This is a genomic window from Janthinobacterium agaricidamnosum (genome assembly GCF_003667705.1).
In the GTDB taxonomy this organism is placed as follows: Bacteria; Pseudomonadota; Gammaproteobacteria; order Burkholderiales; family Burkholderiaceae_D; genus Janthinobacterium.
Window position 1 is genome coordinate 4,091,583 of the sequence record NZ_CP033019.1, and the last position, 19,730, is coordinate 4,111,312.

The window sequence follows — 19,730 nt, forward strand, 5'->3', positions numbered from 1 at the left end:
CCAAATTGAGATTAATCAGCAAAGAAGAAGTTCCACGCTACAGCCGCGCAGGACGACATGAATCCTGATCTGGCGCAGTAATTGTCTTGATCGCAGACCGATCTTGCGCCAACGCAAGCAGGTCGCCCGTGCATGCGTTTAAATGACTGCAACACTTTTGTTTCCACACTACATCTTGCAAAGGTCGCCCATGCCACCTGACGCCCTGCTCCGCCCGGCCCGCGCCACCGCGCTACCGCTGCTGGCATTGCTGCAAGCGTTGCTGCTGACCGGCTGCGCGGGCGGCGCCATCGGCACCCTGGCCAACGCGGCGCTGCAAATGGCCGGCGTGGCCAAGCCGCCGCCGGAACTGCCCGACGCGCAGCAGCCGCCGCGCAATGTCAGCATCCGCCTGCACGCGGCGCAGCGCCTGAACACCGATGCCGACGGCAGGCCGCTGGCGCTGGTGGCACGCATCTACAAGCTGCGCCAGAGCGCAGCCTTCGAGCAGGCGCCTTACGACAGCTTCCTCGACGCGCAGCGCGAAAAAGCGGCGCTGGGCGCCGACCTGATGGAAGTCAAAGAGGTGCTGCTGGTGCCGGGCCAGCGCTACGAAGTACAGGAAAAAGTCAGCAAGGAAGCGTATTTCATCGGCGTCGTGGCCCTGTTCCGCGCGCCTGCGACACAGCGCTGGCGCGCCACCTTTGCCGCCCCCGACGCGGAACGCAGCGGCATCACCGTCGGCCTGCATGCCTGCGCGCTCAGCATCAGCGGCACGTCCACGCTGTCGGCCCCGCGCTGCCAATAGCACCAACAGACACGCCACACATTCAAGGAGAAACGAGATGGGCATGGCAGCGAAAGTCTTGTGGGGAGAAGGCCTGTTCCTGCGGCCGCAGCATTTCCAGCGCCAGGACCAGTATCACGAAGCGCGCCTGCATCACACGGCCAGCGCGCTGCATCCCTACCTGTGGGGCGTGGCGCACATGGAGTGGGACCTGGCGGCGCTGAAGACGGGCACCCTGCGCCTGCAGGCCCTGTCGGCCATCTTCCGCGACGGCGAAGTGTTCGAGGCGCTGGGCGACGGCGCGCCCGGCAGCGATATCCTGCCCCCGCCGGTGGACCTGGAAGCGCTGCCGCCGGCGGTGCAGGAAGTGACGTATTACGCGGCCCTGCCCATCCTCAACCGCGAAGGCATGAATTACACGGCGCAGGCGTCAAATGCGGGTGCGCCGGCGGCCACGCGCTTTGCGCATGCCATGCGCGCCACGCCCGACCTGTTTACGGAGTCCGCCGTGGCCGACGTGGCCTATCTGAAAAAGACCGTGCGCCTGATTCCCGACAGCGAGGCGCGCGGCTCCTACGACTGCCTGCCGCTGATCGCCCTGCGGCGCACGGTATCGGGCGGCTTCGAACCCCTGCCCTCGTTCATGGCGCCCAGCCTGGCGATCGCCGGCGCGCCGCGCCTGCAAGGCGTGCTGGAACACCTGCTCGACGCCTTGCAGGCGAAAGTGAGCGCGCTGCACGGCCACCACCGCGAACCGAGCCGCAACGTGATCGAATTCCGCTCGGGCGACGTGTCCTCGTTCTGGCTGCTGCACACGGTCAGCACGGCCGCCGCCGCGCTGATGCACTATGTGCGCCACCCGGCCCTGCATCCGGAGCGCCTGTACGAGGCGCTGCTGGGCCTGGCGGGCGGCCTGCTCAGCTACTCCAAGCACTACACCCTGGCCAGCCTGCCCGCCTACGACCACGCGCAGCCGGGCGCCTGCTTCGATGCCATCGACGCCATCATCCGCGAACTGCTCGACACCGTCATCTCGTCGAAGTATTTTTCCATCGCCCTGCTGGAAGACAAGCCCTCGTACTACCTGGGCAAGCTCGATTCGGGCAAGATCGATCAGCACACCACCCTGTACCTGGCGATACGCGCCGCCATGCCCGCCATCGAGCTGGTGGACGTGGTGCCGCTGCGGGTGAAAGTAGGCGCGCCCGACGACGTGGAAAAATGCGTGCTCACGGCCATGCCCGGCCTGAAACTGTCGCATGCGCCGCAAGTGCCGGCGGCCATTCCCGTGCGGCCCGACACCTATTATTTTGCGATTGAAAACCGCGGCGCGCTGTACGAGCAGATGTTCAAGGCGCAGTCGATTTCCGTCTACGTGCCGGCCGGCATACGCGACCTGCAGCTGGAACTGATCGCGGTGACGGCATGAGCCAGCTCATCGAACGGCGCGCGGCGCCCTCCCTGCTGGGACCACGCGGTGCCGCCCCGGCAGGCAGCAGCCGGCATGCGGGCAGCGCCCTGCTGGACCTGATGCACGAAGGCTTTTACATGCTGTTCATGCTGAAGCACGGTTCGGCGCCCGGCGACGAGCAAAGCTTCATGGACCGCATCACGGCCTTCCTCGACGACTTCGAACGCGAAGCGAAGAAGATCCGCGCCGATGGCGACGATATCGAGGCGGCCAAGTATGCGTTCTGCGCGGCCGTCGATGAAATCATCCTCGCCTCGCCGTTCGCCCTGCGCAAGCAGTGGGAGCGGCGCCCGCTGCAGCTGCTGATCTTCGGCGACCAGCTGGCCGGCGAACACTTCTTCGACCGCCTCGACGCCTTGCGCGGCAAGGGCGCCATGCGCGTGCAGGCGCTGCAGGTGTTCCACATGTGTTTATTGCTGGGATTCCAGGGCAAGTATGCGATCGACGGCGGCGAAAAACTCAGCTATCTGACGGCGCGCCTGGGCGACGAGATCGCCCACATCAAGGGCAAGAGCCGCGGCTTCGCGCCGCGCGCGGAACGCCCCGACCAGGTGGTCAACAAACGCGGCAGCGACGTGCCGCTGTGGGCGCTGTCGAGCTTTTTCGCCCTGCTGGCCATCTGCGCCTACCTCGGTCTGAAAACGCATCTGACGCGCGGCACGCAAACGACCCTGGCCGCGTATGCGGACCTGGTCAAGCTGGCGCCGCGGCCCGCGCACCTGACCATTACTCTGCCCTGATCAGTGGGCGCGGATCATTGAGCAATGCGGAACTCGATGCGCCGGTTCCTCGCCCGGCCATCGGCCGTGGCGTTGCTGGCCACGGGACGGTCCGGCCCCTGGCCCGACACCAGCACGGTATCGGCCGCGACGCCCTTGCTGGCCAGGTAGGCGCGCACGGCTTCGGCCCGTGCCTGGCTCAGGGCCACGTTGCTGGCGCGCAGGCCCGTGTCGTCCGTATGGCCGATCACCTCCACCTTGCGGCCCCGCAGCCTGAGCATGGCGGCCGCCATATCGTCGAGGATGGCCTGGCCGGCCGGCGTGATGGTGGCCTTGCCGCTGTCGAATTCAATGATGCGTTTATCGAGCGCCGCATCGAGCAAGCCCTGCTCGGCCTCGGCCGCCTTGACACGCAAGCCATTGTTGACGGTGTAGGTGGGATTGAGGCTGGTGGCGATATCGCTGGCGATCTGCTGGCGCTGCGCCTCGTTCGCCACTTCGCCGCGCACGCTGACGTTGTTGCCGGCTATGCTGATCTGCCCCCGTGAAATCAGCTTCAGGTTCGGCGCGATCAGCTTTTGCACGTAGCCGTTCCAGTTGGCCGGCACCGCCACATTGCCGATGCTGATCTGGTCGACCACGCGCTCGGCGCCATACAGTTCGCGCAGGCGGCCCAGCACGGCCGCCTTGCCCGCCTCGTCGGCCAGGGTGCCCGTGACGAGGATCTGGCCCGGCATCGGCGTCTGCGGCGCTTGCGCCTGGGCGTGGCAGGCAGTGGCGGCAAGCTGCAGCAGGAAGAAAACGGTTGGTTTCATCGCAATCCCTCAGGTAAAGGTATTCGTGAACATGGCGCAGGCCGAGCGCAGCGACAGCTGCTCCTGCTGCAAACAGGCGGACAACCGGCGCAGCGCCGATGCGTGTCCCAGCTGCTCCTCGACCCAGTCGAGCTGGTCGAAGATGATCAGCCGTTCGCTGCCGGCCTGCGGATCGATCAGCGCGCGCAAGCCATGCGGGTCGGCGCCGCAAAAGCCGATCACCAGCACGGGCGCCTCGTCGAGGTGGGAAAAGAACAGCGCCAGTTCGAAATCGGCCTGGCGCAGGAAAGGCGCGATCAGATGCAGCCAGAAGCTGGCCACCAGTTCGCGCAGCTGCGCGTCTTGCGGCAGCGGCAGCACCAGGCTTTTTTCCAGGCGCGGCAAGCCGCTCCGCCGCACCGGCTGCAGCAGCAGGCCCAGGCCCAGCAGCAATTCGCGCACCGTCACCGGGAACGCGGGCGAAGCGAGCATCGTTTGCAGGCCATGCACGGTCTGCGCCTGCAAAAAGGCGGCCAGCCGCGCCGCGTGCTCAGGCGCGGCCGGTTCAATTTCCACCACGTTGCCGGCCAGCGCCAGCAAGGCCGGACCCGGCTCCGGGCTGGCCACGATACCCTGCGACAGCTGCTCCACGCGCTGCCACAGCGGCGCCAGCGCCAGCGGGCTGCAGCCGACAAAGGCTTCGGCGGCGTCGATTTCCAGCGCGCCCATGGCCATGAAGGGGAAGCGCCGCTGCGACTGGTCGTTGCTCGCTTCGAGGCGCCCGGCGATGGCGCGCCGGCTGCGCGTGCCGACGAAGGCGAAGCGCAGCGGCGGCAAGGCGTCGTAATTGAGCTTCCAGCGCGGCTCCACCGTCAGCGCAGTCATGACCTGCGCCAGCCAGTCGTCGAGCAGCTGCACCAGCGCGTGATTGTCGCAAGCCTTGATGAAATCGCCGCGCGCGGGGATCTTGCCGAAGTAACCGAGGCGCACCTGCTGTTGCGCGCGCATCATGGCGACACTCCCGCAGTCGCGGCGATGACCGGCACAGGAGCAGGCGCACCCACGATGGTCTCGGGCAGCTGCATGCCGCGAAAGCCCTGCTCCTGCACCGCCGCAGTCCCGCCCGCACCCGTCGCCGTCGTTTCCGCGCTGCTGGTGATTTTCAGGTCGACCGCCACGGCCACCTCGCCGCGCGCCCAGCGCAGTTCGAACACGCCGCCGTCCTTGCGCTTTTTGCTCGCCGCATCGATCATGCGCTTCAAGCCGAACTGCCCCGGCTCGTTGAACAGTTCCACCGTGCGTCCGTCGAAGGTGACGGCCGTGATGCGCGCCCCCTGCATGCCCGTCGCGCCCTGCGGCCCCGGATGGACCATGTTCGTCCACTGCGCCGGCGTGTTGCGGTAGCGCAGCTGCTGGCCGTCGATCTCCACCGTGTATTCCAGCGTGCCCGGTGCGGGCGACGGCTGGATCTGGAACACGGTTTGCGCCGCCGTCGACGTGGCCGCCACGCCGCCCGCGCCCAGCGGCGCGATCCAGCCGGGGAAGCGCGCCACCACCTGCGGCGACAGGCTGATGCCCATGTCGGCCCAGGTACGCGGCGCCAGCACGTCGCCGCGCCGCACCACCAGCGGCCCCATGGACGTCGTGACGAATTTCGCCACCAGGCCTTCCGGACCGAAGAACTGGCCGATCTCCAGGTTGCTCGCCTCGATGCGCGCCGTGGGCGCGAACGGATACTTGTTGGCCAGCGATTTCTGGAACGGTTCATATACCTGCGCCGCCCAAGTCTTGTTGATATCGAGTTCGGCCGGTGCGACGATGACGGCAAAGGTCTGCATCAGCGGGCGCACGAGGATGGGACGTATCGCCTGCTTTTGCGCGTCGCTCATCCCCGTGAGCAGCTGCTCGTCGACCAGTTTCAGGGCGTCGGCCAGCTCGGAGCCGCTGCCCTCCAAGGTCTGCTGCATGAACTGGCGCGCGCCCGGTCCTGCGTCTCCCTGGTTCTTCAGCAGGTTCAAGCGGCTGCGCAGTTTCGACAGCGCTTCCAGGTAGGCGCGCATCAGCGAGGCATTGTTGTCCCTGGCCGCCACCAGCTTGCCCACGCCGGCAAATTCGCGTCCCACGGGGCCCATCGGTTTGTCCAGGCGCGCCGGATCGAGCTGCGCATTGACGCCGGGATTGGCCGTCAGCTGCGACGGCGCGCGACGCAGCACGGTTTCCTTGAACCAGGCGATGATGCCCCGCTCGGCCTTGCGCAATTGGGCATTTTGCAGCGCCGGGTTGTCCCACGAGGTTTCTTCGTAAATCGTCGTCAGCAGTTTGGCGATCGGCGACGACTGCGGGTCGCCCAGGCGGTTCATCGCCTGCACGGCGCCGTCAAAACCCTTCAGGTCGGCGACGGCCACGCCCTGCACGAATTTTTGCCATTCGCGCGCGTAGTCGGCCTTGTACATGGCCACCAGGTTTTTCTCGATCTGCTCCGGGCTGCCTTCCAGGGTCAGGTCGTCGGTGGAAGCGCTTTTCAGCACCCAGTCGGCGCTTTGCAGTTCGCGGTTGGCGGCATCGCGAAACGCGCCCTCGACGAACTTTTCCCAGGCCTGGCGCGTAAAGGCGCCGGAGACGGCGTAGCTGCCCGCCAGCAGGGCCTGATCCTGTTCGCCGACGATGCGCGCCACCGTCATGCCGGGAAAGCGCGTCGAAGCGCGCGCCTTGATGTCGGCATACACGCGCTCGCGCGCCGGCATGCCGCGCACCACGCGGCGCAGGTTTTCGCGCGCCTGGTCGACCAGCGCCAGCTTTTGCTCGATGCGCGGCCAGGACGGGTCGCCGATCTGCGCCAGGTAAAACGTCAGCAGCCGTTCGGCGCTGCGTATCATCTGCTCGCGCGGCATGGCGCCCCGGTTGCCCTCCAGCCAGCCGCGCCAGAAGCGCGTCATCTGGTCGTTCAGGTGACTGCTCTCCGCATGCGTCTTGTCAGCCAGCATCAGATAGGTTTTCAGCGCGTTGTAAGCGTCTTCCACATTCGTCGCGCTGGCCGCCTGGTATTGCACGCTGCGCGGCGCGGCGGGAGCCGCAGCGGGCGATGCGGCGCCCGGCGTCTGCGGCGTGCGCGCCGTGGGCTGCAGCTGGTTGGCGCTGGCGTTCATCTCGAACAGCAAGGCTTCCAGCGCGCCCGCCACGGGGGTCAGCATGACCTGGCGCGCGCCGGCGAAATATTCCTCGCGCAGCTTGCGCTCCAGTAAATCGCCCTGATACAGGCCCAGGCGCAAGGACCACGGCCTTTGTTCCCGGTACGCTTCCAGCTGCTCGATGCGGTCCTGCAAGATCTCGAGCGCTTCCAGGCGCGATTGCAAGTCCAGGCGCTTCTCCTGCAGCTTCACGACTTTATTCAGATCGGCCTCGACGTTGGCCACCAGTTGCCGGTTGCCCAGGTAGGACCAGCTCCAGCCGCCCAGGCAGGCGCCCAGCGACACGGTGGCGGCAAAGAACACGGCATATTTGAAGCGCAGCCTGGCGCGGTTGGCATAGGTGGCCACCAGGTGCTTGTCGGCAAAAATCACCTTGCGGAACAACTCCAGCAGGAAATAGCCATGCTGGCGCGCGCCCGATGGCGCCGTGGCCGGGGCCGGCGCGAAGGCCAGGTCGAAGCGGCGCGCCACCTGCTGCGAGGAGGCACTGACGGGCTCGCCCTCCTGCAGCGCGCTGGTCAAGTAAAAGCCGCGGAACACGGGCTGGAACTGGAACGGGTTTTCCTCGAACAGGGTGGCGATGAAGGCGCGCAGGGCCGGCTTGATGGCGGCAAATTCCAGCGGGAAGGTGAACACGCCGGGCGCCATCGTCTTGCGTTGCCGGTGCGCCATGTTGGCCAGGCTCAGCTCCGTCAAGCCATCGTGCAATTCATCGAAGCTCTGGTCGAAAAAACTCAGCAAGTCGGCCGTGGGCAGCTTGCGCTGGTAGGGCATGGTGGCGCCCCATACGCGCTCGCGCTCGCTGCGTTCGGCATCGGCAAAAAACTCCGTGAAGCCGGCGATCAGGTCCGCCTTGGTAAACACGATGTACAGGGGCGCGAACACTTCCAGGCGCTCGATGACGTCCTGCACGCGCTTGCGCAGGCTGCGCGCCAGCTGCATGCCGACGTCGGGGTCGCCCTTCAATTCGGCGATGCTGACGGCGATGAGGATGCCGTTGATGGGCGCCTTGCGCCGGTATTTTTTCAGCAGGTCGAGAAAGCCGAACCACTCGCCCCGGTGCTCGTCGACGACGGAATAGCGCCCTGCCGTGTCGAGCACGATGCCGTCCGTGGTGAAAAACCAGTCGCAGTTGCGCGTGCCGCCCACGCCCTGCACGATCTTGCCGTCGGCGAAAGGAAACTGCAGGCCCGAATGCAGGATGGCGCTGCTCTTGCCGGCGGCCGGATTGCCGATGATCATGTACCACGGCAATTCGTACAGGGCGGCGGCGCCCGACTTGAGGCCCAGCTTGGAGGTCTTGATGGTCTCGATGGCGGCCAGCATGCCCGTGCGCACGGCATCGAGTTCGCCCTGCTGCGTGTTGCTGGCCGTCGAGGACGAGGCCGCCTGCGCGGCGGCGATCTCGGCCTCGTTGAGGATGGCCTGGCCCAGCGCCTGCGCATTGCGCCGCGCGCGGCGACGGCGCCACAGCCACAGGCCCAGCCACGTGACAAAAGCCAGCAGCAGCAAGGCCAGCGCCCAGATCAGCGCCACTTCCAGCACCTCGGCGCCCAGGTACAGGGACACGGCCAGCGCCACGAAGCCGAAGATGGTCAGATTGCGGCTGTCGGTGAGGAAATGCCAGAGTCGTCGCAGCATGATGAGCCCAGAGTGAGGTCGCAAAACAGGAGGAACGCCGCCGCGCAGCGAGGCGGATTCGGCCCATGCTGACAGCAATGCGGCGCGCCTTTGTTGACATACGACAAGTATCTGGTGCCAGCGCACGGCCCGCGCCGGTGTGCAATTGACGCTGCGCAAGTAAGCTTGCAGCGGTGAAATTCAGGCCGGTACGCGGCGCTAGAATGGCTGGCGCGGCTTACTTGCCCGGCCCGCGCGGTTGCGGCAATTCCGTGTGGCCAAAATCCATCATGGTCCAGCGCCCGCCCCAGCGCAGGCCTACCGATTCGGCCGTCACGCCATATAAACGGTAGCCGCGCATGGCCCAGGCATTTTTTTCAGAAATGATGAGCTTTCCTTCATGCATGAATGCGCAATCGGCGGCCAGGCCGTACTGGTGATAGCTCTGAAACGCCCTCGCGTTGGTCACGTTCGGGCCTGCCGCCGCCAGCTGGTCCTGGCGCGCGGGGCTGCGATAGCCCTCCAGCAAGACCATGTCATAGCCATGCACCTCCTTCATGATCTTGAAGACCAGCAGCAGGCGTTGCGCGAAATCGTGGTCGAGCAATTGCCAGTTGCGGCTGGCGCCGCCCAGCAGCGGGCGCAGCTGCGTGACTTCGGCAGTGGAAAACAGCAGCGGCGGCAAGGTCGGTGGCGGTACCAGCTGTTCGCCCTTAAGCAAGTCGCTGACCTGGTCATTGATGACGTGTTGCTGGTCGGCATAGCCGCGCAGGGCGATGCGGTCGCTGGACAGCCAGGCCAGCAGCGGGGGCACGATGACCAGCACGCTGCCTGCCAGGCTCAGCCAGCGATGCCGCCACAGCAGCCGCCATGCACGCGACATGCCCGAGCCCGTGTGCTGCTGCATGCGCTGCCACTGCGCGCCGCCTCCCCGCTGCAACCCTTGTGCGCGCCGCTGCATGCGCCAGCCCAGGTTGACGAGCGTGTGCAGCACGATGGCGCGGCCACCGGGAAACAGCAGCAGCCAGCAAGCGAGACAGGCGAGCAGGAAATACATCAGGACCAGGGCGACAAACATGGGGCGCTCCGTGACGGGAATCGGCGGGGCCGGGCAATCCATTGCTCGGCGGTATCGTTAGATCGTAGGCGTCCGCGGCCCGCATGAGCGCGGTTTACATCAAGGTCAGTCGAATTTGATCCATTGCGGAGGTGATATTTTGTCTTTACTGAAAACCGGAGATGGCCAGGCGCGCGGTCCTGACCTGCTGAGCAAGGCCGGCGCGGCTGGCGCGCGCATCGAAGGCAAGGGCATCCTGTCGCAGCTCGAGCACGGCGCCGCCGCGCCCGCAGCCATGCCGGCCCCGCGCTGGCGCCCCGGCTGGCGGTACGGCGCCGCCGGCGCACTGTGCCTGGCGGTGCTGATCATGGCCGTGCTTGCCTACGACACGGAGGTGCCGCCCCTGCCGCCGGCGCCCGTCACAGCCATGACCGAGATTCCGCCCGCGCCAGCAGCAACGGCGCTGCCGCACGCGGCACAGGCGGCCACCATCGTCAATACGGCGGCGCCGCCCTTGCCTGCTGCGGTCGCCGCGAACGCAAGCGCGCCGCCGAAGACGCCGCCGCCCGCGCGCCAGGCGGTCGCCCGCCCACAGGGAGCGAAACCGGCCGCCGCATCCGGCGACAGCGACGTCGCCTTGCTCACGGCGATGGTCGCGCATGCGCACCGGCAGGAAGGCATGGCGCCGCCCGTGCGCGACGTGGTGCTGCGCAGGCAGGAGCAGGGACAGGAACAGGGACAGGAACAGGACACGGCGGAACTGTTGCGGCGCTGTCAGCAGCTGGGCCTGATCGAAGGCATGCTGTGCCGTTCGCGCATCTGCTCGGGCCGCTGGGACAGCGATCCCGCCTGCCATTGAACGCCTGGGCGCCGCATGAAACCTCAGGCGCGCTCGGACACTTCGATCAGGTTACGGTCCGGGTCGCGCAGATACACGGAGCGGATGGGCCAATTGGCGCCCGTGCGGGACACTGGTCCTTCCTCGATGGCAATGCCCAGCGCCGCCAGATGGGCGATGAACACGTCCAGCGGCACGGCCGCGATGAAGCACAGGTCCAGCGCGCCGGGCGTGGGCAGGTCCGCCTTGGGCAGGAATTCCTTGCCGGCTTCATGCAGATTGATCTTTTGCGCGCCAAACTTGAAAGCATGGCGGCCGGTGCCGAACGTTTCCAGCTGCATGCCCAGCACGCGCGTATAGAAATCGATGCAGGCCGGTTTGTCGCGGGTGGTCAATACCAGATGATCGAGGTGGTCTATCATATAGTTTTCGGGTGAGCGGCCGCGTCCATGCGGCCTTGCAAGAAACCTTCCATCAGCGCCAGCAATGCCTGCGGCTGCTCCTGGTGCGGCGTATGCCCGCACTGCTCGACCATGGCGGGCATGGCGTTGAGGGCCTGCGCCACGATCGTGTCGACCTGGGCCGCGCTGCCGTACTGGTCCTCGCTGCCCTGCACCACCAGCGCCGGGCATTCGACGGAAGGCAGCAGGTATTCGATGTTCCAGAACTGGAAACCGTAGCTGAGCCAGGTGTCCGACCAGGCCTTGAAGATCGATTCCGTCTTGTCGCCATGGTATTTCGCCAGCGCCCGCAGCTTGCCCGCGCCAAACGCCGCGTCCGCCACGCGGATGCCATCGAGCGTGATGCCTTCGACAAACACGTGCGCCGCCTCGGTAATGATGCCACGCAAGCGCGGCGGCTGCTGCGCCGCATAGATCAGGGCGATGCTGCCGCCATCGGAGTGGCCGACGAGAAAATGGTCCTGCCCCGGCAGCAGTGCCGCCAGCACTTGCGGCAGTTCGCACAGCGCATAGTCGTGCAAATAATGGAGTTGGCGCCGCGCCGCCAGCGGCGACGACCGCCCATAGCCATGACGGTCATACAGCAAGCCGCGGCACCCCGTCGCCTGGCATAGCTGCGCGGGAAAATCTTTCCACATCGCACAGCAACCGAGTCCTTCGTGCAGGAATACCAGGCAGGGCTTGACGGGGTCGCCTTCGATCAGTTCGTAATAGATATCGGTTTCGGCACTCAGGTTCAGTATCGGCATGGGCTAGGCTCGCAACGGGTTCCGTATCGGCAGGTCGGCTGGGCCTATTGTGCCATTGTCCTGCGCCGCATGCGTGGCGGCCCCGTAAAAATAGCCTGGGGGAAAATATCTTGCCGCCTGCTTGCAAGGTGTTTGCGCCAGCACAATCGCACGCCGCTTTTCCGGCGGCCCAGCGCGCTTTCCGCCCCCGCGTATGCCTAGAATGAATTACTCCAACAGCATGGAGCAGGCGGCTACCTTATCAGCCAGGACGTGACACTGGCCGTCACGGCAGCACAGATAGGGCGTCTTGCCGCACGACGACAGGCGCGGCGTCCAAACTATCGATCAGGAGTACATCATGGAAATGAAAGTAGAACATCGCACCGGCAGCAACCTGGCACTGGATGAAACCGATACGCCGATGGAGCAGGAAGGCCAAAGCGCCCAAGGCGCGGCCGCACAGGACTTGAACCTGAGTCCCGCTGCCTTCACCACCTACTATACGTGGACGGCCAATGGCGTGCATCCTTCGGTCAACTTCGCCAATGCCAATGTGCACGCCAATTCGCGCGTATTTCTCAATATCAGCGAATATGGCGCGAATCCCCAGGACCGTTTCATCGGCGCCGCCCGCATGGCCGTGTATAACATCGCGCCATACAACGGCGGCTTCCGCGCCTGGGTAGAAATCTCCTGGGGCAGCCCGCTCAAGGTGCGCTTCGACGTGTTTGTCGATCCCTGATCCGGGCATCATTGCGCGTACCCCTGCCACCAGCGGGATGGCATCGTGCAGGCCGTTGATACACTGACGGCATGGCAAGCATGGATGAAAACCATGCGCACATGACAAAAGGGCCACGTGTTGCCACGTGGCCCTTTGCTGCTGCTTGTTCTGGCTCCCCGACCTGGACTCGAACCAGGGACCTGCGGATTAACAGTCCGTCGCTCTACCAACTGAGCTATCAGGGAAAGGAGGCCGAATTATATACGTCAAAATTTCCCATGTCCAGTCGTTACTACATGGTTGCCGCATGGCCAGCAAAACAGGCAGCCAGGGAGCATGCCTCGCCAGGCGGCGGGCCCCGTCTGCGCGCCGCCAGGCAAGATAGTAGAATAGCCATGCCTTGCCGATACGCAAGGCGCACAACGGCATGCCGGCAGCGGGGCGTCAACCACGCCGCCGCGCGGACATGCGCTTGCAAGGTTCGCCTTGCCCCTGGCTGACTGCTCTTACCCGACATGACAGAATCAAGCGCAACCCTGGTAGACAAGGCCGGCAGCGGCGACAGCTCGGCAGAAATTGCCGAACATATGGCGGCCGCCATCGTGGCGCGCCAATTGCCGCCCGGCACGCGGCTGCGCGAAGAGGCGCTGTGCCGGCTGTATGGCGTCAGCCGCACCAAGATCCGCGCCGCCCTGCTGATTCTCTCGAAAGACAAACTCATCCGCATGGTGCCCGACAAGGGCGCCTTCGTCAGCCAGCCCACCGAAGCGGAAGCGCGCGACATCTTTGCCGCGCGGCGCATCATCGAAGCGGCCCTGGCGCGCGAATTCGTCGCGCAGGCCAAACCTGCCGACTACAGGATGCTCGATCGGCACCTGAAAGCGGAACGCCTGGCGCTGGCGCAAGCGACGCCGCTGCGCTCGCAACTGCTGGGCGACTTCCACGTCTTGCTGGCCGATATCGCCGGCAACGCCGTGCTGCGCGACATCGTGCGCGAACTGGTGGGCCGCAGCTCGCTCATCACCATGCTGTACCAGTCGGGCCACGCGGCCGCCTGCTCGTGCGACGAACACGGCCGCTTTCTCGATGCGGCACGCAGCGGCGACGCCGATCTGGCGGCCCACCTGATGGTCGAGCACCTGGCGCACGTGGAAGCGGCCTTGCGCTTCGACGGCAGCGCCGGCGACGCAAAAAAAGACCTGGTCGCCGCGCTGCTCATGTAAGCGGCGCTAAAAGAAAAGGCCGCCCTGCTGATGCACGGGCGGCCTTGTCACTGCTTGCAGGCAAACTTGCTATTCGCCCAGGTAGATGAACTTGAACAGGAAGATGGCGGCGATGATGTAGGCCACTACCGATACCTGCTTGCCCTTGCCCGTCAACAGTTTCAATACCGCATAGGTGATGAAACCGAAGGCCACGCCGCTGGCCACCGAATACGTAAACGGCATCATCAGCGCCGTGATGGCGGCCGGGATGCTTTCCGTGCTGTCATCCCAGTCGATGAAGGTCAGTTCGCGCAGCATCAGGCAGGCCACGTACAGCAGCGCGGGCGCCGTCGCGTACGGCGGCACCGTGTGCGCCAGCGGGGCGAAGAACAGGCTGCCCAGGAACAGCAGCGCGACGGCGACGGCCGTCAAGCCCGTGCGGCCACCCGCTTGCACACCGGCAGCGCTTTCGACGAAGGCGGTGGTGCTCGACGTGCCCAGGCAGGCGCCGGCGGCGATCGCCGTGCTGTCGGCCAGCAAGGCCTTGTTCATGCGTTCCATCTTGCCGTCTTTCAACAAGCCGGCACGGTTGGCCACGCCCATCAGGGTGCCCGTCGCATCGAACAGTTCAACCAGGAAAAATACCAGCACCACGTTGACGATGCCGATCGACAGCGCGCCCATGATGTCGAGCTTGAACAGGGTCGGTTCGATGGCGGGCGGCGCCGAGACGATGCCGTTGAACTGGTTGCCGCCAAAGAAGAAGCTGGCGATGGTGATGGTGAGGATGCCGATCAGGATGGCGCCCGGCACTTTCAGGCGGTCCAGCGCGACGATGATGAAGAAACCGAGGATGGCCAGGATGGGCGCCGCCTGGTGCAAGTCGCCCAGTGCGATGATGGTGGCGGGGTTCGACACCACCACGCCCGCGCTTTTCAGCGAAATGATGGCCAGGAACAGGCCGATACCCACCGTGATCGCCGTGCGCAGCGCGGGCGGGATGCTGTTGATGATCATCTCGCGTATCTTGAACAGGCTGACCAGGATGAACAGGCAGCCGGAAATGAAGACGGCGCCCAGCGCCACTTCCCAGCTCATGCCCATGCCCTTGACCACCGCATACGAAAAATACGCGTTCAAGCCCATGCCCGGCGCCAGCGCGATCGGGTAGTTCGCGTACAGACCCATGATCAGTGTGCCGATGGCGGCCGCCAGGCAGGTGGCGACAAACACGGCGTCTTTCGGCATGCCCGCGTCGCCGAGGATGGTCGGATTGACGAAGATGATGTAGGCCATCGTCAGGAACGTGGTCAGGCCGGCCAACAGCTCCGTGCGCACATTGGTCCCGTTGTCCGTCAGTTTGAAATAGCGTTCCAGGAACTGCATGATTAACCCCTTGTTTTGGTAAAACCGCGCGCCTGGTCTTGGACTATGCGCATCTTTTTTTCTTGCAACAACTACTTACTTGCTTACTTGCTTACTTGATTACTTGCCTGGCGCGCCGGCCGGCTTGAAGGCCCACCAGCGGCTGCCCGCAAAATTCCAGACCAGCCCGATGCCCGTCGCCAGCACCTGCGCCAGCCAGTAATACCAGCCCAGCTGGTGTACCAGCAGCCACATCAGGCCCGTATTGATGCACCAGCCGATGCCAAGCAGGGTGAAATACTTGCTGGCCGCCTCGCCATGGCCCTTGTCGCTTTTAAACGTGAAAAAGTAATTCAGGAGGTAGTTGACGACGGAACCGAGGATGTAGCCGATGCCGGACGCGGCGGCGGCGCTGATGCCCGCCCATTCCACGCCGCCCCACAGCACGCTGTATTGCACGGCCGTGCCGGAAGCGCCGACGGCGGCGAAACGCAAGAATTGGTGATGCAGGGAATGGGACATTGTCAATTTTCAAATGAACGATAGCAGGATCGGGCCAGAATAAAAAATGGCTACGATTGCTCGTAACCATTTTTCAGCCTGCATTTTACTGCAAGTTGCGCCCAACGTTCATATTCGCCGCCGATACTCCACGGCTCCGATGCCTATTTCTTGACTTGACGGCACCGGCGAAGCCACACGCACAGCGCGATCAGCAGCAAGATGACCGCGATGCCGCCCGGCAGCATGAACGGCTGCGCCCGCGCCAGCAGCGGTTTTTCGCCGCCGCTGCGCGCCTGCGCCACGTAGGCAGGCGTCACCGACACCTCCGGGTTGCCGTACTGTTTCAGCACGTAATTGGCGATCGAAGCGATCTGCTCATCCGTCAAGGGCTGCACGTACGAGCGCTGGTCAAAGCGGGGCATGAACGCTTCGTGCTCTTCCCCTTCGATCTTGCGTTCGACGCCAAACAGGATGGCCGAGACCAGGTTGGCCGGCGTGTTGCCGCCCGTGGCCGTGTTGTTGAACAGGGCCGGATAACTTTGCCCCGTGCTGCCGGTGCCGCTGGCCGAATGGCAGCTGGCGCAATAGCCGGAAAACAGCACGGCGCCGCTATTCAAGGAGTGACGCTCGGTGGCAGCGGCCATGCCGCGCAATGCCGCTTCCTCGCTGGCGGCGCTGCCGTGGCTGAAGGCAGCCTTGGTCTGCCCCGGCGCGCGCACGGGCGGCACGGTGCGCAACCAGGCCACGATGGCGGCCACGTCGTCGTCGCGCAAAAATTGCAGGCTGTTCTGGATGGCTTCGGCCATGCCGCCCGCCGCCTGCCCCTTGCCTTCCACGTGACCCGTCTTCAGGTAAGCCGTGAGCTCCGCATCCGTCCACGCGCCGATGCCGCTGACCTTGTCGGACGTGATGTTCGGCGCATGCCAGGAGCCGAGCGCGGCACCCGCCAGGGTCTGGCTGCCGATTTCCGCCATCAGCGCGTTGCGCGGCGTGTGGCAGGCGCTGCAGTGCGCCAGCCCTTCGGCCAGGTAGGCGCCGCGGTTGATCTGCGCGCTCTTCGCCGGATCGGGCACGAAGCGTTTATTGTCGAGGAACAAGGTGTTCCAGCCCAGCATGGACAGGCGCACATTGAACGGGAATGGCAGGGCCGTCTGGCGCGCCGGCTCGTCGACGGGTTTGACTGCCTGCATGAAGTAGTAATACAGGTCGCCCACGTCCGTATCCGTCAGCTGCGCATAGCTGGTGTAGGGCATGGCCGGGTACAGATGGCTGCCATCGGCGCGCACGCCTGCGCGCAGGGCGTGCGCAAAGTCGGCTTCCGTGTAGTGGCCGATGCCGCCTTTTTTGGAGGGCGTGATATTAGTGGCATAAATCGTGCCCAGCGGCGAATCGATAGCGTAGCCGCCCGCATACGGCTTGCCGCCCGCTGCCGTATGGCAGGCCATGCAGTCGGCCGCGATGGCCAGGTAGCGGCCCCGCTCCAGCCGTGCATCGGGCTTGGCGGCTGTGCTTGCGGCCGGCGCGGCCGGACGGTCCGGCGTCAGGGTGACGGGCGGCGCCGGCGGCACAGGTGGTAAAGCACGCGCGGCCAGCGGCAAGCCGGCCGCCAGGGTCAGGCCCAGCAAGAAACGGCGCATCATGCAGCCTCCCTTGCCAGGGTGCGGGCGATGTCGTCGGCCGCGCGCAAGCCGAGCGCGGCCATGCTGAGGGTCGTGTTGACGACGCTGGCCGACGGCATGGCGCCGCCGCCCGGCAGCCACAGGTTGGCGTGGTCGTGGGCGCGGCAATTGCCGTCGACCACGGAGTCAAGACGGTTACTGCCCATGATGACGCCGCCCATGATGTGGTTATTCGCGTTCAGGCTGTCGGTGATATGGAATTCCACGGCGCCGAACAGCTTGCCGATGTGTTCGAGCTGCGCATGCGCGGCCTTCGCGCCATCGCGTACGTAATCGCCTACGTCATAGTAGATGTCGGGACAGGCCAGGCCCAGCGGGTCCTTGCGCGTCTTGCTCAAGGTCAGGCGGTTGTGCGCTTCGGGCAGCGGTTCCAGGCTGATCGACAGGTCCACGCCGAACGCGGCGCGGCGGCGGATCTCGTCGTCGAGGTCCTTGCCCACCAGGCCCAGCTTCAATGACTGCTGCGTTGCAGGTCCCACCCTGGTGATATTGTTCAAGATCATCTTGTTGGCCGAATACTGTGCGCGGAAGGCGCCGTCGCGCGGGCCCACCAGGCAGCTGCTTTGCGCGGGGCCTCGGCCCGTCCAGATCGGTTCATTGGCCAGGAAGGTACAGTGGAAACCCGAGTGGTCCATCATGTTGCGGCCGACTTGATCCGAACTGTTGGCGATGCCGTTCGGATTATTCTGGTTCGCCGCCAGCAGCAGCAAACGGGGCGTTTCGATGCCGTTGCAGGCGATGACGAAGGCCTTGCCCGTCGCCATGTGCGACTGTTTCTTGGCGTCATACCAGTGCACGGCCGTCACGCGGTTGTTCTGGTCCGTGTCGATGCGGTAGACGACGGCCTCGGCCAGCACGCCCGCGCCTTTCAGCTCGGCCCGCTCCACGTGGTGGATGCCGTTGTACATGGCGCCGATCGGGCAGATCGGCTGGCAATTGTTATTGCCGCAGCACGTGGGACGGCCCTGCCATGGGCGCGTCGAACGCCCTTGCGGAATCGGCACGGAACGGTAGCCGTGCGGGTTGACCACTTCGGCGAAGCGCTTGTCGCCATAGCCCCAGGGAACCATGTCCATCGGGTACGGCGCGCTGCGCTCGCTGGGCGACTGCAAGGCGGGATCGTTGGGGCCGGCCACGCCCATTTCCTGCTCGGCGCGGCAATAGTAGGGCTCCAGTTCCTCATAGGAAATGGCCCAGTCGCGCCCGACGCCGTAATCGCTCTTCATGCGCATGTCCGACGGCAAATGGCGCCAGCACGACGCGGCCCAATGCCAGGTCGTGCCGCCCACCGTGCGCAGATAGCCCTGCTGGAAACTGCTGCCGCTGGGGCCGGACAATTCCACATAGTTATTCTTCGGAAAATACAGAGGCGCGGGCGCATTGTCCGCCTGCGGATACAGGCCCTGGAAGTCGGAACCGACGCGGTTCTCGAACGGCATGTTGCGCCAGTTTTCCACGGCTTGTCCCCGCTCGATGCGCAGGCCCGCTTCCAGCATGATCACGGAATGGCCTTGCGCGGCCAGCTGGTCGGCCATCATGGCGCCGACGACACCCGTGCCGACGATGACAACATCGGCGACGACGTCGCCATTACTCTTGAATTGCGGTGATTTCATTTTGCTTGCTTGCCTTTCGGTTCGGGAGTGCCGGTAGTGGCCGGGGCCGGTACGGGTTTGGGCGCCACGGGCGCGGAGACGCGCACGGCCGGCGGCGCCTTCAGCCACCACAGGGGGCCGTAATTGCAATAGGTCGGCACGACCTGGCCATCGGCCACCGTGCGGTACATCAAGGCTTCCGCATACGCGACGACGATGGACTTCGTGCCCTGCTCAGGATGGCCGGTGACGGTGCCCGTGTACCAGGCGGCAACGATGGCCAGCGCCAGCTCACGCAAAGCCGCATCGGCGGCGCTGGCGGCGGCCAGCAGGGCCTTGGCTTCCTGGCCCGTGACGAGCAGCGCGCCCAGTTGCGGCAAGCGCTCGGCGAAGCCGGGCAGGTTCGTGCGCATGGCTTGCTCGATGCGCGCCGCCGTCGCGGCGGACAGGTCGCGGTGGCCCGTGATGGTTTGCGACAAGGTGTAGAACAGCATCGTGGCAGGCGCCCGGCCGGGCGCCGGAGCGCTGGCTGGCGCCGGCATGGCGGCCGAGAGCGGATTGCTCCAGAAACCGGCCTGCGCCAGCAAGGCGGCCAGGCCGATCAGGGCGTGGCGGCGGCTGATCCGGGGAAGGGATGAAACGGATGTTGCAGATGGTTCGCTGCCTGGATAGTTCATGAGACTCCCGCAAGACTTGTTGTTTTATTGACTTCGATGATTGCGCCACATTGCATTTGCGCATAAATGGAACCGGTTCCACATTATCCTACAGAAGTAAATTGTCTGCCAATGTAGTATTACTATTGAGAATTTGCCCTGCGCGATGCCGGCATGGATGCCAGCTGGCTGCCCAGCAAGAACATGTGCCGACCAGGGGCGAGATAGCGGCATCGCACGAGGGCGGCGTCCGGCGATATCGACGGCCATACGGGCCTCGTGCCAGTCAGGCTGTACCACGATTTATGGGGCCGCTTGGGCATCGCCCCCACGCCGGCACAGCTGCAGACGCTGCGC

General features: G+C 65.3%; 17 protein-coding genes and 1 tRNA gene. 6 read left to right on the top strand and 12 right to left on the bottom strand.

Features of this window, described 5'->3' with window-relative positions; all coding sequences use genetic code 11:
• The first annotated feature begins 190 nt into the window (after positions 1-190).
• The 3 genes from tssJ to icmH are packed head-to-tail and all read left to right on the top strand — an operon-like array spanning position 191 to position 2,977.
• The gene (gene tssJ, locus D9M09_RS18530; protein ID WP_121670093.1) at positions 191-787 is read left to right on the top strand and encodes a type VI secretion system lipoprotein TssJ; all 597 of its coding nucleotides are present in this window, start codon (positions 191-193) and stop codon (positions 785-787) included.
• A 37-nt stretch (positions 788-824) separates the two neighbouring features.
• On the top strand, positions 825-2,195 hold the full coding sequence (gene tssK, locus D9M09_RS18535; RefSeq protein ID WP_121670094.1) for a type VI secretion system baseplate subunit TssK: 1,371 nt from the start codon (positions 825-827) through the stop codon (positions 2,193-2,195).
• Positions 2,192-2,977 carry a type IVB secretion system protein IcmH/DotU gene (gene icmH, locus D9M09_RS18540; RefSeq protein ID WP_070224157.1) on the top strand — a complete coding sequence of 262 codons (786 nt, stop codon included), beginning with the start codon at positions 2,192-2,194 and terminating at the stop codon, positions 2,975-2,977. The genes tssK and icmH overlap by 4 nt, the downstream gene beginning before the upstream one ends.
• Positions 2,978-2,991: 14 nt before the next feature.
• Here icmH and D9M09_RS18545 read toward each other — a convergent pair whose 3' ends face one another.
• The 4 genes from D9M09_RS18545 to D9M09_RS18560 all read right to left on the bottom strand — a co-directional run bounded on the left by D9M09_RS18545 (position 2,992) and on the right by D9M09_RS18560 (position 9,636).
• The gene (locus D9M09_RS18545) at positions 2,992-3,771 is read right to left on the bottom strand and encodes an OmpA family protein (protein ID WP_121670095.1); all 780 of its coding nucleotides are present in this window, start codon (positions 3,769-3,771) and stop codon (positions 2,992-2,994) included.
• Positions 3,772-3,780: 9 nt separating this feature from the next.
• Positions 3,781-4,761 carry a type VI secretion system-associated protein TagF gene (tagF, locus tag D9M09_RS18550; protein ID WP_121670096.1) on the bottom strand — a complete coding sequence of 327 codons (981 nt, stop codon included), beginning with the start codon at positions 4,759-4,761 and terminating at the stop codon, positions 3,781-3,783.
• The gene (tssM, locus tag D9M09_RS18555; RefSeq protein WP_121670097.1) at positions 4,758-8,579 is read right to left on the bottom strand and encodes a type VI secretion system membrane subunit TssM; all 3,822 of its coding nucleotides are present in this window, start codon (positions 8,577-8,579) and stop codon (positions 4,758-4,760) included. Before tssM ends, tagF begins: the two co-directional genes overlap by 4 nt.
• A 217-nt stretch (positions 8,580-8,796) precedes the next feature.
• On the bottom strand, positions 8,797-9,636 hold the full coding sequence (locus tag D9M09_RS18560) for a M15 family metallopeptidase (RefSeq protein ID WP_121670098.1): 840 nt from the start codon (positions 9,634-9,636) through the stop codon (positions 8,797-8,799).
• Positions 9,637-9,775: 139 nt separating this feature from the next.
• Between D9M09_RS18560 and D9M09_RS18565 the strand changes: the two genes are divergently transcribed.
• Complete coding sequence (locus D9M09_RS18565) at positions 9,776-10,474, top strand: hypothetical protein (protein ID WP_240453418.1); 699 nt, start codon at positions 9,776-9,778, stop codon at positions 10,472-10,474.
• A 23-nt stretch (positions 10,475-10,497) separates the two neighbouring features.
• Here D9M09_RS18565 and D9M09_RS18570 read toward each other — a convergent pair whose 3' ends face one another.
• On the bottom strand, positions 10,498-10,875 hold the full coding sequence (locus D9M09_RS18570) for a VOC family protein (RefSeq protein WP_070224162.1): 378 nt from the start codon (positions 10,873-10,875) through the stop codon (positions 10,498-10,500).
• Positions 10,872-11,663: an alpha/beta fold hydrolase gene (locus D9M09_RS18575; protein WP_070224163.1), complete on the bottom strand. Its 792-nt coding sequence runs from the start codon at positions 11,661-11,663 to the stop codon at positions 10,872-10,874. Before D9M09_RS18575 ends, D9M09_RS18570 begins: the two co-directional genes overlap by 4 nt.
• Positions 11,664-12,003: 340 nt before the next feature.
• Here D9M09_RS18575 and D9M09_RS18580 point away from each other — a divergent pair, with 340 nt between their 5' ends.
• Positions 12,004-12,387 (top strand): hypothetical protein, encoded by a 384-nt coding sequence (locus D9M09_RS18580; protein ID WP_227742012.1) that lies wholly within the window; start codon positions 12,004-12,006, stop codon positions 12,385-12,387.
• 151 nt (positions 12,388-12,538) lie between these two features.
• Here the strand turns inward: D9M09_RS18580 and D9M09_RS18585 are convergent.
• A tRNA-Asn gene (locus D9M09_RS18585) sits at positions 12,539-12,614 on the bottom strand.
• A gap of 270 nt (positions 12,615-12,884) precedes the next feature.
• On the opposite strand from D9M09_RS18585, the gene D9M09_RS18590 reads away from it, so the two are divergent.
• Positions 12,885-13,592 carry a GntR family transcriptional regulator gene (locus tag D9M09_RS18590; protein WP_070224164.1) on the top strand — a complete coding sequence of 236 codons (708 nt, stop codon included), beginning with the start codon at positions 12,885-12,887 and terminating at the stop codon, positions 13,590-13,592.
• A 69-nt stretch (positions 13,593-13,661) separates the two neighbouring features.
• Here the strand turns inward: D9M09_RS18590 and D9M09_RS18595 are convergent, their stop codons facing one another.
• From D9M09_RS18595 to D9M09_RS18615, 5 genes are all read right to left on the bottom strand, one after another.
• On the bottom strand, positions 13,662-14,960 hold the full coding sequence (locus D9M09_RS18595) for an NCS2 family permease (protein WP_121670099.1): 1,299 nt from the start codon (positions 14,958-14,960) through the stop codon (positions 13,662-13,664).
• A 99-nt stretch (positions 14,961-15,059) separates the two neighbouring features.
• Complete coding sequence (locus D9M09_RS18600; RefSeq protein ID WP_070224166.1) at positions 15,060-15,461, bottom strand: GtrA family protein; 402 nt, start codon at positions 15,459-15,461, stop codon at positions 15,060-15,062.
• 143 nt (positions 15,462-15,604) lie between these two features.
• Positions 15,605-17,083, bottom strand: a complete 1,479-nt coding sequence (locus D9M09_RS18605; protein WP_240453419.1) for a c-type cytochrome — start codon at positions 17,081-17,083, stop codon at positions 15,605-15,607.
• Positions 17,080-18,738: a GMC family oxidoreductase gene (locus D9M09_RS18610; protein WP_070224167.1), complete on the bottom strand. Its 1,659-nt coding sequence runs from the start codon at positions 18,736-18,738 to the stop codon at positions 17,080-17,082. The genes D9M09_RS18605 and D9M09_RS18610 overlap by 4 nt, the downstream gene beginning before the upstream one ends.
• Positions 18,735-19,394, bottom strand: coding sequence for a sugar dehydrogenase complex small subunit (locus D9M09_RS18615; protein WP_121670100.1), 660 nt, complete (start codon positions 19,392-19,394; stop codon positions 18,735-18,737). Before D9M09_RS18615 ends, D9M09_RS18610 begins: the two co-directional genes overlap by 4 nt.
• Positions 19,395-19,730 lie beyond the last annotated feature (336 nt).